Origin of the sequence: Streptomyces globosus (genome assembly GCF_003325375.1) — a bacterium.
Classification (GTDB): domain Bacteria; phylum Actinomycetota; class Actinomycetes; order Streptomycetales; family Streptomycetaceae; genus Streptomyces; species Streptomyces globosus_A.
In genome coordinates, this window is record NZ_CP030862.1 from 3,026,939 (window position 1) to 3,039,803 (window position 12,865).

Genomic DNA, 12,865 nt, shown 5'->3' on the forward strand with positions numbered 1-12,865 from the left:
ACACGGCTTCCGGTGCGGAGCCAGGACCCGCCGCGCGCGTCCGGCGCAGGGTGAGGTGGACGTCCGCCGGCACTGTGTACCGGCCCGTCACGGAGTGGTCCTGAGCGTGTCGTGGGGGCCGGTGGACTGGGACGGGAGAGTGGCTTCGAAGGCGGCGGCCTGGGTGAGGTAGGCGCTGCGGAAGTCCCCGGTGGCGGTCTTCTCGTCCATGAGGTCCGTGAAGGTGCCCGACTCGGCGACGCGGCCGTCCTTCAGGACGTGGATCAGGTCGGCGTGGCGTACCGAGTGCAGGCGGTGGGTGATGAGGACGATCGTCTGGCCGGTCGTGGCGGCCAGGGACCTGATCTGGTCGAAGACGCGCTGTTCGGCGACCGCGTCCAGGGCGCTGGTGGGCTCGTCCACGATCAGGATCTCCGCCCGCCGGTACTTGGCGCGGGCGATGCCGATGCGCTGCCACTGGCCGCCCGAGACCTGGTGGCCGCCCCGGTAGCCGCGGGCGAGGAGGGTGCCGAGGCCGCGGGGGAGGCCGTCCAGGACCTGGTCGGCCCCGGAGAAGGCGGCCGCGTCCTTGACCGCGTCGTCGTCGATGGGCAGCTCCGGGCGGCCGATGCCGACGTTCACGCGGAAGGTGAACGGCCAGTGCTGGAAGTCCTGGGACATCAGCGCGACGCGGTCGAAGAGCTGGTCGCGGTCGGCGGTGCGGGCGTCGACGCCGTCCCACCAGATCGTGCCGCCGCCCTCGTCCGGCAGGTACAGGCCGGCCAGGAGTTTGACGAGGGTGGACTTGCCGGAGCCGTTCTCGCCCACCAGCGCGATGATCTTCCCGGCGGGGAAGGAGAGGCTGACGTCGTGCAGCGTCGGTTCCGGCCGGGCGGCCGCGCCGGCGGGGTAGGTGAACGTGACGTTCTCGAAGCGGACTTCGCGCAGCCGCTCGGGCAGCGGCTGCCCGCCCGCAGGGATGGCCCGGGCCTTCGCCTCCCGGCACAGCCGTTCGAAGTCGGCGACGAACAGGGACTCCTGGTGCAGTTCGGTGATCTGCAGGACGAGGGTGTCCAGGCTCGCGCCGCCGGTGCGGATGGCCAGGACGGCCGTTCCGGCGACCGCCAGGTCCATGGCCCCGCCCCACAGCAGCGCGCCGAGGGCGCCGTACGTGAGGAGGGTGGCGAGGCCTCCGGCGCCGTCCGCGGCGAGCCCGATCCGGGCGGCGCGGCGGGCCAGCCGGGTCTGCTCGCGCTCGCTGGTCTCGGCCATGTTCCGGAAGTGGCCCAGCAGGAACGGCCCGATGCCGTGGACGCGGACCTCCGCCGCGGCCTCCTTCTGCGTCAGCAGCTGGCCGAGCAGGAGACCGGCCCGCGCATGCTGCACGAAGGCGTGGAAGGAGAGGTACTCCTGGCGGGAGATCATCAGTGAACTCCACGCGCTCGGCAGGGTCATCAGCACCAGGAGCGGCAGCAGCACCGGGTGCAGGACGGCCAGTACGCCGGCCGCGGCGATCAGCGACACCGCGGCGTTCAGGGTGTTGGTGCAGTAGCGGATCATGCGGCGGGCCGAGTCGGCGCCGTAGCGGGCCGCGTCGAGGAGCCGGTGGAACTCGTCGTCCTCGATCGCCGCCAGCTCCGTGCGGTGCACCAGGCCCAGGTACTGCTCGGTCGCGACCCGCTGCACCTTCGGCTCCAGCGCTCCGGTGGCCGCGGTGGAGGCCGAGCGCAGGAGGGACCCGACGAACGCCGTGACGGCGACGGCCGCCAGCGCGGGCACGGCCCGGGTGAGGCGCTCGTTGGTACTGCCGTCCGCGAGGATGTGCCCGAGCACGCTGTTGACGGCGACGAGGCCGACAGCCTGCGCGATGCCGCGGCCGACCTCGGAGGCCAGGACGACCCGCAGGGCCCGGGGGTCGGCCCGGCGGGCGAGGCGCAGCCCGGTACCGACCAGGCCGGGCAGCTGCCGGGCCATCGACCAGAGGCCGAGACGGAGCCAGGCGCCCTCGTGCCGGTCCCAGCCGATGTCGTAGGCGAGTTCGCCGCCGAAGAGGAGCCGCTCGGAGTCCGACACCCCGGAGGCGCCGGATCCGGTCTTCTGACCCGTGGTCATGCGGCCCTCCCGGTGCCCCGGCGCGCGCCCGACGGGGCGGGGCGGGCGTCAACACGGCGCCGGTACGACGGGCCGGGGCGCGGGACACGCCCTCCCCGTTCGAACGGGGAGGGGTCTGCGGAGTGCTGAGGCTGTGGAGTCACGAGGTCCTCCTCATGGGTGCACGGCTGGGACTGGTGCTCCAAGAACGGCTCCCGATCGGGTGCGTCACTGCCGCATCCGGGGCCGATCGTGAACGGATGTTCCCATGCGGCCCGGTGGGCCCGGTGTGTCTGGCGTCGTCGCGTTGAAACTCGCTCGAACAGGTTCCTGTCATCCTGCCGAGGGCTTGCGGTCCCGTACGGGCGCCCGCCGCAGCCGGATGGCAGGTCCGGCCGCCGCGCGGGACCATGGCTCCGGAAGGAATGCCATGACCCAGGCCTCGTCGTCCGCCGCCCCGTCCCCGCCCCCGCCGCAGAGCCCGCCGGAGGAGGAGCGGCCGCGCCGCCGCCGGTTCCGGGCCACGCTGCCCGGCTGCTGGGGCGCGCTCGTCCTGGCCTGCCTGTCCTTCACCCCGTCACTGCTTCCCCGCGGGGGCGTGCTCCAAGGCGTCGTCGCCGGCATCAGCGCGGCCATCGGGTACGCGCTCGGCGTGCTGGCCGCCTTCGTGTGGCGGGCCTTCGCCGACCGGGACCCGCGAACCCCCTCGCGCCGGTCCTGGCTCGTCTTCGCGGTCTGCGCGGTGATCCTGTTCGGCGTCGCCTTCGGGCTCGGCCAGTACTGGCAGCACCGGATCCGGCAGCTCATGGGAGTCACCGAGTACAGCGCGGCCGCCACCGTCGCCGGCCCGTTCGTCGCGGCCGCCGTCTTCCTGGTCCTGCTCGTCGTCGGCCGCGGGCTCCGCCGCCTCTACCACGCGGCAGCCCGGCTGCTCGGGCGGTGGATCGGCCCGCGTGCGGCGCGGGTGGTCGGCTGGCTGGCGGTGGCCGCCCTGGCGTGGTCGGTGTTCAGCGGGCTGCTCCTGGGCGGCTTCGTGAACGCCGCGAACGAGGCCTTCTCGGTACGCGACACCGAGACACCCGAGGGCGTCAGCCGGCCCGCGTCGGTCCTGCGCTCCGGCGGACCGGGCTCCCTCGTGCCGTGGGAGACCCTCGGCCGGGAGGGGCGGGCCTTCACCGGCAGCGGGCCGACCGCCGAGCAGATCGGCGCGTTCGCCGGCCGCGAGGCGATGGAGCCGGTCCGCGCGTACGCCGGCCTGGCGACCGCCGACGACGCCGAGAGCCGCGCGGAACAGGCCGTCGCCGACCTGCGCCGTGCGGGCGGCTTCGAGCGCGAGAACCTGCTCGTGATGACCACCACGGGAAGCGGATGGGTCGATCCCGCCGCCGTGGACACCTTCGAGTACCTCGGCGGCGGCGACGCGGCGACCGTGGCGATGCAGTACTCCTACCTGCCGTCCTGGCTCTCCTACCTCGTCGACCAGTCCAAGGCGCGCCAGGCCGGCCGGGAGCTCTTCGACGCCGTCTACGACGTCTGGTCGAAGCTGCCGCCCGAGCAGCGGCCGCGGCTGTTCGCCGCCGGCGAGAGCCTGGGGTCGTTCGGCGGGGAGACCGCCTTCAGCGGGGAGTACGACCTGCGCAACCGCACCGCCGGCACCCTCTTCGCCGGGCCGCCCAACTTCAACACCCTCTTCCGCGAGTTCAGCGACCAGCGGGACCCGGCCAGCCCGGAGATCGAGCCCGTCTTCAAGGACGGGCGGACCGTCCGGTTCACCGGCGACCCGGCCGCCGGCATGCCCCCCGCGGACCGGCTGTGGGACGGGACGCGGGTGCTCTACCTGATGAACCCCTCCGACCCGATCGTCTGGTGGAGCCCCTCGCTGGCCCTCACCGAACCCGACTGGATCCGCCAGGCCCCCGGCGACGACGTGCTGGAGGAGATGGTCTGGCTGCCCTTCGTGACGTTCTGGCACATCACGGCCGACCTGCCGTTCTCCACGGGCGTCCCCGACGGCCACGGCCACACCTACAAGACCGCGTACGTCGACGGGTGGAACGCCGTCATGCGGCCCGAGGGCATCACGGCGCAGGACCTCGACCGCCTCCGCGACATCGTCCGGCCGGACGGCTCGTAGCAGTGCCCGGTCAGCGCAGCAGGAAGCCGACCAGGTAGCCGAGGGCGTTGACCGCCCAGTGCAGGCCCAGCGGGGCCAGCAGGCTGCCGCTGCGCCGCCGCAGCTCGCAGAACAGCACGCCCGCCGCCGCGGTGAAGAGCACGGCCGACAGCACGGCGAGTGCGGCGCCCGCCCCGGAGCCGCCGAAGACGCCTCCCAGCGCCGGTTTCGCGGACGCCAGGCCCAGGGAGGGCAGCACGTGCCACAGGCCGAACAGGAGGCTCGACACGGCGGTCGCCCACACCGTCCCCCGGGCCCGCCGCACCAGGCCGTAGAGGACCCCCCTGAAGGCCGTCTCCTCCACCAGGACGGTGCCGACGGGCACCAGGACGAGGATCCGCAGCGCCAGCTCACCGCCGTCCATCCCCGCGTACCGCCGGTCCTCGAAGAGCGCCCGGCCCGCCGGCAGCAGCGCCGCGACCAGGTACACGGCGGCGACGATGCCGACCAGGGCCAGCGCCCACCGGGCGCCGCGCGCCATCGTGCAGCGGGCCAGGCCCGCGTCCGCCCACGTCCCGCCGGCCCAGCGCAGCACCCCGAGCAGCAGCGCGCTGACGGCGAGGGCCGCGGCCGTACGCACCGCGGCTGCCGCGGGCCCCAGGTGCGCGGCGACGTTGGCGGCGGCGAGCACGGCCAGCGTGAGCCCCACCGCGGGCCAGGTGCCGAGCGCTCCGTGCCGGCGCCTCCGCGGCGGTCCGGTTCCGGTACGGGGCCCCCGGCCCTCGCGCCGACCGGCGCCACCGGGGTCGGGGCAGGGCATGCGCGTTCCGCCCTTCGGTCAGGCCGGCGGTGCGGCCCGGTCTGCCCGGGCCCGGTCCCTCCAGGCTCACGCTACCGGGCACCCGACCCGCCCGCCCCCTCGCGCACACGCCCCCGCGCCTCGCACGGCCGGCCCGCCGGGGCAAGCGGATCGGCCGGGCCCGGACCGTTTTTTGGCGGAAGTTGCTCAAGCCCGGCCCGGGGCGCTCGCGCGGCACTAGCGTCCACAGCCCGGCATGCGCACCGCCCGGCCGCGGCTCGCGGCGCGGCGCCGCCGCCACCGACGCCCACCACCCCGGAGGCCGCCCGCCCATGCACACCGGATCGCCGCACGCCAGGGCACCGCTCGCCGTCCTGGCGCTGGTCGCCGCCGTGGCTGCTCTGCTCCTCGGCGGGGCCGGCCCGGCCTCCGCGCACTCCGGGCTCACGGGATCCGACCCCGCGGACGGCTCGGTCCTCGCCTCGCCGCCCCCGCACGTCACCCTCACCTTCACCGAGACGGTCGGCCTCTCCGCGGACTCGGTGCGGGTGCTGTCCCCCGACAACGAGCGAGTCAACCCCCGCCCGGCGCACCACGCCGACGGCAGGGGCAACACCGGCCGCGTGGAGCTCGCCGACGGGCTCGCCCAGGGCACCTACACGGTGGCCTGGCGGGTCGTCTCCGCCGACGGCCACCCCATCTCCGGCGCGTTCGTCTTCTCCGTCGGCAGACCGTCCGAGACCGCTGCCGAGGTGCCCGACACGGCCGCCGGAGACACGGCGGCCGGCCGCCTCCACGGGGTCTTCCGCCACGTCGCCTACAGCGGTCTCGCCCTCCTCGCCGGCGCCGCCGCGTTCGTCCTCCTGTGCTGGCCCGGCGCCGGTGCGCTGCGCCCCGTGCGCCGGCTGCTGGCCGCCGGCTGGGCCGCGCTCGCCGTGTCCACCACCGCGCTGCTGCTGCTGCGCGGCCCGTACGAGACCGGCGGCCCGCTGACGGCGGCGCTCGACCCGGCCCTGCTGGGGCAGACCCTCACCGGGAGGGCCGGGGGAGCTCTCGTCGTACGCTTCCTCCTGCTCGGCGCGACGGCCGTGCTGCTGCTGAGGCTGGCCCGCCGGGCCGGGGACCCGGACGGCCGGGCGGAGGAGTGGTGTCCCGGCCGCCGGGTCCACTGGACGGCGGCGGGCCTCGCGGCGGGCCTCGCGCTCACCTGGGCCGCCGCCGAGCACGCCGCCGCCGGGATCCAGGTGCCGCTGGCCGTCCCCGCCTCCGTACTCCACCTGCTCGCCATGGGGGTCTGGTTGGGCGGCCTGGCCACGCTGGCGGCCGTCCTCGGGGGCCGGGGGGCAGGCGGTCCCGCCGTGCCCGCCCGCGCGGTCGGCCGCTTCTCGACGCTCGCCTTCGCGGCCGTCGCCGTCCTGGTTGGCACGGGCCTGTACCAGTCGTGGCGGCAGGTCGGCTCTTGGGAGGCGCTGACCACCACCTCCTTCGGCAGGATCCTCCTCGTCAAGACCGCCGCCGTGGTCCTGATGCTGTGGGCGGCGTCCTTCTCCCGGCGGCTGGCCGCCCGTGTCCTGGACCCGGCCGGCACGGCCGGCACGGCCGGTGCGACGGGTGCGGACACGGGAGCCGGGCGGGTGCGGGAGCCCGCCCTGGCAGTGGCGGGCACGGCCGCCGCGGGCCCGGGGCCGGCGCCCGGAGCACCGTCCGCCGGTGCGAAAGCCGGCCCGCCGGCGCCCGGCGGGGCAGAGGGGCAGCGGCGGCGCCTGCGCCGCACCGTGGCCGCCGAAGCCGCACTCGGCGTCCTGGTCCTCACCGCCACCACCGTGCTCACCGGGACGCAGCCCGGGCGCGCCGCCGTGCGGAGCGCCGAGGCGGCCGCCGCGCGCGGCCCGCAGGTGCGGGTGGTCACCGTCCCCTTCGACACGGGGGCGGCCGGGCACCGCGGCACGGTGCAGATCACGCTGTCACCGGGACGCGTCGGGGAGAACTCGGTCGAGGCCGTGGTGTTCACCGAGGACGGCGGCCTCGCGGCCGTGCCCGAAATCCGCCTCAACCTCACCCAGACCGACCTGGACATCGGACCGATCGACGCGAAGCTCACCGACCGGAAGGGGTACTGGGCCGCATACGACCTGCGGCTGCCCGTGCCGGGTGAGTGGAACGCCGCCGTCACGGTCCGCACGGGCGACATCGACCAGGCGACCGTCCGCGCCCCGGTGCCGGTCACGGGGCGGCCGAAGTGAGCGGCAGGGCCGCCGGGTGCCGTGGAAACGCCGGCGCCCGGCGGCCCCTCCCCGGGCCCCGTGAGGGGCCGGAGGGGGCCGCCGGGCGGCGTGCCGGACGGCGCGGGCCCCGGGCGGGGCCCGCCTCCGCTGCTACCAGGAGCGGCGGAAGTTGATGTGGCCGCCGTCGCGGTCGAACCAGCCGCGGAAGCCCCAGTTGATCCAGCCGCCGTCGCCCTGGTTGGTGAACTGGCCCGACTCGAAGATCCACAGGCCGTAGTGGATGTTCCCCCACTGCACGTTGGCGTAGACCCGGGTGCCGCTGAAGCGGTCGTCGTAGTTGTGGCTCAGGTTGAACAGCATCACGTTGTGGCGGCCGCCGGCCGCGTCGAAGGCCTTGTCCACCGCCTGCTGGACGAAGGAGCCCCGGTCGTCGGTCTTGATGCTGCGCAGCGCGTCGGCGATGGCCTTGCCGCGGCCGAGCTGGTCCATGGAGACGTTGACGTTGACGCTCTTGTCGGCCGCCGCCGCGGCGGGGGAGGCGTCGGGCGCCGCGGCGGCGGTGACGGCGGGGCGCTCGGCCGCCTGGGCCGGGAGCGAGGCCGCTCCGGTCAGGGCGACGGCGGCGAGGGCGAGCGTGGCGAGGGTGGTCTTGCGGCGCATGGAAGGAAGTCCTTGTCTGTGCGGGCCGGTTGCGAAGGCGTGGGTCGGGGTGTGTGCTGCCGGGGTTACCAGGAGCGGCGGAAGTTGACGTGGCCGCCGTCGCGGTCGAACCAGCCGCGGAAGGCCCAGTTGATCCAGCCGCCGTCGCCGTGGTTGGTGAACTGACCCGACTCGAAGACGATGACCCGGTACTTGCCGTGGATGCCGCTGACCCTGGCGTCGTAGACGATGCCGTTCAGGTGGGCGGTGTGCCCGTTGGCGTCGTTGATGACCATGACGTTGTAGCGCTGCCCGCTCTCGTAGAAGGCGCCCTCCATCAGGGACTTCACGTAGCCGGAGCGGTTCTGCTTGCGCTCGATCGCCTCGGTGACGATGTTCATGATCTTCTGGGTGATGTCGAGGACCGCGGAGGCTACATCGACCTTCCCCGCGAGGGCCCCGGCCTCGCCCGGGACGGCCCCCTGCACCGCGGCCGGCCGGGGCTGGGGCGCGGGCGCCTCGGCGGCGTACGAGGCGGTGGCGGGGAGCAGGACGCCGGCGGCGACGGAGCTGACGAAGGCGAGGGCGATGCGCTTGCGGCTGAGGAACATGGTTTTTCTCCTTCTGGCAGGTTTTCCGATGATTTTTCGGGCGCACGGAGGCTGCGGGGCCGCCGGGCGGACGAAGGTGAGGGGCTGCGGGTGAAAACCGCGGCAGGCGAGCAGGATTTGCGGCGCAGCGTGCCGGGCCGTGTGCGGCTGGAGAAGCCCGGCCGGGAAAAGAAGGGAAACCGGGCCGATTTCGGCCGATCTCCTTCGGCGGGGCCCTGTGAAGTGCCGCACGGCTGATTTGCTCGACGGACCTTTGGGACCGGTGTGGCGAAGGGGTGCTTTTCGTCACCACGAGGTGGCGAGGTGCGCGGCGGCGTCGTCCGGGAAGGGGCGGCGGTCGCCGCCGGCGCGGCCCGCCGGCGGCGGGGGGCCTGCGGCCCGCCGGAGCAGCAGGACCGCGCAGGATCCGGCGCAGATCAGTGAGAAGGCCGGCCACCAGGGGAAACGCGGTTCCCGGCGGTCGGGAGAGGGGTTCGGCATCGGGTCTTTCCAACGGCTTTCGCGTGAATCGGAACCCGGTAGGGCCGGAAGGGCTCTAGAGGACCGGGGGGCAGTGGGTCGCGGGGTTCGTCCACTCGGTGTCCCCCGGCCGGCTGTCGCAGGGGGCCGGCGGCTGCGCCGAATCGGCACCGGTGTGGCCGGCGGGTACCGCTGCGGCCGCAAGGCCGCCTGCAATGACCGTGGCCAGCGCCGCCGCACAGAGGGACCGGGTGAACTTCATGCTGAACTCCTGAGGACCTGGACGTGAATTCCGAGCGGAGAATCCTGTCGGCGTTTTTCCTTTCCGACGGCTCAAGAATCACCCGGGGGAGAACTCCGGGTCCAGGGCGGGCGGCCCTCAGCAAGGTGCGTGGCACGAAAGAGAGGGGTGGCAAATTTGGACAGAATCCAGCAAAAGGGGACGCCTGACGGGGGGAGGGGCCGCTTACGGCCGGCCCCCGGCCCCGGCCGGGAGGAGGCGCCGCACGAACCCGCCGACCTCGGCCCCGCGGCACTCCGGCTCTACACGCGGCTGCTGGAGCACGGCCCGGCGCCGACCGCGGCCCTGGCCGCCGAACTCGGGCTGGACGAGGCCGCGGTGGAACGGGCCGCCGCCGAACTGACCTGCAGCCGGCTGGCCGCCCGTGATCCCGGCGCCCCGGCCGCGCCGCTGCGCGCCGTCAGCCCCTACACCGCGACGGCCGAACTCGTCGGCCCGGAGGAGAACGCGCTGCGCCGCCGCCTGGAGGTCCTCGAACGCACCCGGGCCCGGCTGAGTTCGCTGATCCCGCTGTACGAGGAGGCGTACCGGCGCAGCGCCGACACCGGGGCCGTCGAGGTCGTCGGATCCCGCGACCGGGTCATGCTGCTCATCTCCGATGCGGCGGCCCGCTGCACCGAGGAGGTGCTCACCGTGCAGCCGGGCGGCGGCCGGCCGCCCGGCTACCTGGAGCGCGCCCTGCCCCGCGATTTGGAGATGCTGCGCCGCGGCGTCCGCATGCACACCCTGTACCAGCACACCTCCCGCTACAGTGCGGGCACCCAGGAGTACGTGCAGGCGGTGACCGCGGCCGGCGCCGAAGTCCGCACCCTCGGGGAGCTGTTCGGCAAGATGCTGGTCTTCGACCGCACCACCGCCTTCCTGCCGGTGTGGGACGACCCCGACGCGGCGGTGGTGCTGCGCGAGCCGTCCGCCGTCGCCTTCCTCCGCTCGGTCTTCGGCCACGCCTGGAGCCTCGCGGAGCCGTACGGCGCCTCGTACACGGCGGTGACCTCGGCCCAGCTGCACGACACCATCGCCGCGCGGCTGGCCGACGGCGCGAAGGACGAGCAGATCGCCCGGCGGCTCGGGATGTTTCTGCGGACCTGCCGCCGGCACATCGCGGAGCTGATGGACGAACTCGGCGCGGAGAGCCGCTTCCAGGCCGGCTACCTCCTGGCACTCCGCTCCCACGGCGCCCTCGACGGGGCCGGGCCTGCTCCGGCGGTGCCCGAGCCGGCCCCGCCGGAGCGGGCTCCCCGCCACGCCGCGGCCGGCGGCTGACGCGCGTACACCGTGCCTGGGGCAGCGGGGGAGCCCCGGCCCGGTACGGACCTCAGGGGCCGGCGTTCAGCTCGGCCACGATCGAGGCCGGAGTGTGGCCCGTGCCGTCCGACAGGCGGTGGAAGTCCACCGACACGTAGTTCGGGTCGCGGCCGCCCGCCGCCGGCCGGCACTGCTCGGCGATGCGGTTGCGCAGCTTGGCGCCGTTGTCCAGGGCCGCGGTGAGGACGGTCGGCACGTTGCGGTGGTGGCTCATCGTGAACAGCCTCCGGAAGCCCGGCTCCCGGCGGTCCAGGGGTACGTCCGGCCAGCGCGTGACGCATGCGAGGTCGTTGCCGAGGTCGCCGAGGCTCCAGTGGTTGCTCACCGTCCACGACCGGTCGTACATGACGCCCAGGTGCTCGCGGTCGGAGCGGTCGGAGAACACCAGCAGGCGCTTGTCCGCCGTGACGAGGTCGGCGACCTTCGGCCAGCCCTGCTGCCGCACGCCCCACTCGTCCGGCTGGAACAGCAGCTCGGACAGCCCGCGCACCCGGGAGAGGGAGCTGCCCAGCTGCTCGGCGCTGACGTAGTCCTCCAGGAAGACGGTGACGACCTCCTGCGGGTGGGCGGCGAGGAAGTCCACCACCGTCTGCATCGTTGCGTGGAAGGACTGCCGCGGCAGGGCGTAGGTGGCGCCGGCGAAGGTCTTGCAGCCGCCGTGGCACAGGTAGACGTCGCTGGGGTAGCAGTCGCTGCCGAAGCTGATGGCGCACAGCCAGGTGCTGCGCTCGTACCAGTGGGTGTCCAGGCTCAGGCCGCGGACGCCGTTGTCGAGCTGGGCGCGCACCGACTCGGACTGGTTCACCGAACTCCAGCGGGAGTCCTCGTAGTTGGTGAAGGCGTTGTGGGCGGTCAGGAAGGCGGCCTCGTCGAGGCGGCGGTCGCCCCAGCGCGCGGCGGCGGCCGCCGCGTCGGCGCTGGTACGGGGCCCTGCGGGGCCGGGGGCGGCCGGCGCGGGCGGGGCGGCGGCGAGGAGCGCCGGCAGCAGGAGGCACAGCAGGCCGGTCAGGACGGCTCTGCGGCGGCTCGGCCGCCCGGAAGGCGTGTCCATGTCAATCATGCGCGGAGGGTAGCGCGTCGCCCTGCGAACGGCCCCCGCGCGGACGCGTTCGGCCGAGAACCGACGGCCGGCCCCGGCTCGCAGGGCGAACGAGCCGAACGGCCGCCGGCGCACCGCACCCGGCAGCCGCCAGCCAGGCCCGCCCGCCCAGCCGGGAGACAGTGCCCGCGGGCGGGTGGGCGAGCGGGGCGACGGGGGCTCAGGCGGGCGGCCGCCCGCCCGCCGCCGTCAGCTGGGCCGGGGCAGGGGCGCCCGCCGGGGACGGCGGGCCGGACCGCGCCGCCGCCGGCGGCGCCGCGGCCCCGGACAGGGCGCCCTCCAGCGCGTCCAGGGCCCGCCGGGCCTCCGCCAGGCGGGCCCGCAGCTCGGCCGCCTGCGCGGCCGGGTCCTCCTCGGGGCGGCTGCGCTGCTTGAGGTCCAGGCGGGCCTGCCGCTCCTCTTCCCGGGCCTCCTCAAGCGATCCCAGCACCACCCCGATCAGCACGTTGACCAGTACGAACGATGCAAGCAGCACGTAGGAGGCGTAGTACACGAGCGTGAGCCGCGACAGCTCCAGACCGGACCGCACCGCATCCCCGAAGCCGTCCATGGTCGTCAGCAGGAACAGGGTGAGGCAGGCCCGGCCGACGGAGCCGAAGCGCGCCGGATCCGTGGCGGAGAAGCACAGCCAGCCCACCATCGCGTACACGTACACGACCAGCGCGCCCATGCACAGGAAGCTGAGCGTGCCGGGGACGGCGCGGGCCACCGCGAGGAACAGGACCCGCAGCTGCGGCAGGAAGCGGGCCGTCCGCAGGACCCGGGTCAGCCGCAGCAGCCGCAGCAGGCTGGTGTTCTCCCGCACGAACGGCAGGCATGCGATCAGGAGCAGTGCCAGGTCGAAGAGGTTCCACGGGTCGCGGAGGAAAGCCTTCGGCCGGTCGGCGCAGGCCGCGGCGCGTACGGCGAGCTCCAGGGCGAACAGCGCCAGGAAGGCGTTCTCGGCGCCCGACAGCAGCGGCCGGTGGGCGGCGGCGAACCCGCTGTAGGTCTCCGCCCCGAGCAGCACCGCGTTGCACAGGATCAGCGTGAGGACGCCGATCCCGAAGGCGCGGGAGTCCACGGCGGTCCGGCAGTGTGCGGCCAGGCGGATGCGGGCCGGGGCGGAGGATGCGATGGCAGTCAAGCGTGGTCCTCGAACGGTCGGGAGCGGGTGGGGGTCGCGGCGGTGCGGCGGCGGCCGCGGCCGCAGGGCCCGGCCGGCGGGGGCCCGGGGTGCGGTGCCGCGGCGCCGGGGGGCGGGC

Annotated in this window: 10 protein-coding genes; 3 read left to right on the plus strand and 7 right to left on the minus strand. The window is 74.9% G+C overall.

Annotated features, from left to right (window positions below; translation table 11 throughout):
• Positions 1-87: 87 nt before the first annotated feature.
• Positions 88-2,091 (minus strand): ATP-binding cassette domain-containing protein, encoded by a 2,004-nt coding sequence (locus C0216_RS13125; protein WP_114055451.1) that lies wholly within the window; start codon positions 2,089-2,091, stop codon positions 88-90.
• 409 nt (positions 2,092-2,500) lie between these two features.
• Between C0216_RS13125 and C0216_RS13130 the strand changes: the two genes are divergently transcribed.
• Positions 2,501-4,204: an alpha/beta hydrolase gene (locus C0216_RS13130; protein ID WP_114055452.1), complete on the plus strand. Its 1,704-nt coding sequence runs from the start codon at positions 2,501-2,503 to the stop codon at positions 4,202-4,204.
• A 10-nt stretch (positions 4,205-4,214) separates the two neighbouring features.
• Here C0216_RS13130 and C0216_RS13135 read toward each other — a convergent pair whose 3' ends face one another.
• Positions 4,215-4,892 (minus strand): CPBP family intramembrane glutamic endopeptidase, encoded by a 678-nt coding sequence (locus tag C0216_RS13135; protein WP_246042518.1) that lies wholly within the window; start codon positions 4,890-4,892, stop codon positions 4,215-4,217.
• Between the two features lie 422 nt (positions 4,893-5,314).
• Here C0216_RS13135 and C0216_RS13140 point away from each other — a divergent pair, with 422 nt between their 5' ends.
• Positions 5,315-7,225 carry a copper resistance CopC/CopD family protein gene (locus C0216_RS13140; protein WP_114055454.1) on the plus strand — a complete coding sequence of 637 codons (1,911 nt, stop codon included), beginning with the start codon at positions 5,315-5,317 and terminating at the stop codon, positions 7,223-7,225.
• Between the two features lie 132 nt (positions 7,226-7,357).
• Here the strand turns inward: C0216_RS13140 and C0216_RS13145 are convergent, their stop codons facing one another.
• From C0216_RS13145 to C0216_RS13155, 3 genes are all read right to left on the minus strand, one after another.
• Positions 7,358-7,867, minus strand: coding sequence for a stress protein (locus C0216_RS13145; protein WP_114055455.1), 510 nt, complete (start codon positions 7,865-7,867; stop codon positions 7,358-7,360).
• A gap of 65 nt (positions 7,868-7,932) precedes the next feature.
• Complete coding sequence (locus C0216_RS13150; RefSeq protein WP_114055456.1) at positions 7,933-8,457, minus strand: stress protein; 525 nt, start codon at positions 8,455-8,457, stop codon at positions 7,933-7,935.
• Positions 8,458-8,742: 285 nt separating this feature from the next.
• A complete protein-coding gene (locus C0216_RS13155; protein WP_114055457.1) occupies positions 8,743-8,937 on the minus strand; it encodes a hypothetical protein in 195 nt (64 codons plus the stop codon).
• A 397-nt stretch (positions 8,938-9,334) separates the two neighbouring features.
• Here C0216_RS13155 and C0216_RS13165 point away from each other — a divergent pair, with 397 nt between their 5' ends.
• Entirely contained in the window at positions 9,335-10,480 is a 1,146-nt protein-coding gene (locus tag C0216_RS13165) for a LuxR family transcriptional regulator (RefSeq protein WP_114055459.1), read from the plus strand.
• A gap of 52 nt (positions 10,481-10,532) precedes the next feature.
• Here the strand turns inward: C0216_RS13165 and C0216_RS13170 are convergent, their stop codons facing one another.
• Both C0216_RS13170 and C0216_RS13175 read right to left on the minus strand, forming a co-directional pair.
• The gene (locus C0216_RS13170) at positions 10,533-11,582 is read right to left on the minus strand and encodes a PI-PLC domain-containing protein (protein WP_162793190.1); all 1,050 of its coding nucleotides are present in this window, start codon (positions 11,580-11,582) and stop codon (positions 10,533-10,535) included.
• Positions 11,583-11,781: 199 nt separating this feature from the next.
• Entirely contained in the window at positions 11,782-12,747 is a 966-nt protein-coding gene (locus tag C0216_RS13175) for an ion transporter (protein ID WP_428985424.1), read from the minus strand.
• Positions 12,748-12,865 lie beyond the last annotated feature (118 nt).

What these genes read in the sequence shown, in the direction of transcription:
- C0216_RS13130 (WP_114055452.1), top strand. Translation starts at nt 2,501, where the DNA reads ATGACCCAGGCCTCGTCGTCCGCCGCCCCGTCCCCGCCCCCGCCGCAG.
- C0216_RS13140 (WP_114055454.1), top strand. Translation starts at nt 5,315, where the DNA reads ATGCACACCGGATCGCCGCACGCCAGGGCACCGCTCGCCGTCCTGGCG.
- C0216_RS13125 (WP_114055451.1), bottom strand. Translation starts at nt 2,091, where the DNA reads ATGACCACGGGTCAGAAGACCGGATCCGGCGCCTCCGGGGTGTCGGAC.
- C0216_RS13155 (WP_114055457.1), bottom strand. Translation starts at nt 8,937, where the DNA reads ATGCCGAACCCCTCTCCCGACCGCCGGGAACCGCGTTTCCCCTGGTGG.
- C0216_RS13145 (WP_114055455.1), bottom strand. Translation starts at nt 7,867, where the DNA reads ATGCGCCGCAAGACCACCCTCGCCACGCTCGCCCTCGCCGCCGTCGCC.
- C0216_RS13170 (WP_162793190.1), bottom strand. Translation starts at nt 11,582, where the DNA reads ATGATTGACATGGACACGCCTTCCGGGCGGCCGAGCCGCCGCAGAGCC.
- C0216_RS13150 (WP_114055456.1), bottom strand. Translation starts at nt 8,457, where the DNA reads ATGTTCCTCAGCCGCAAGCGCATCGCCCTCGCCTTCGTCAGCTCCGTC.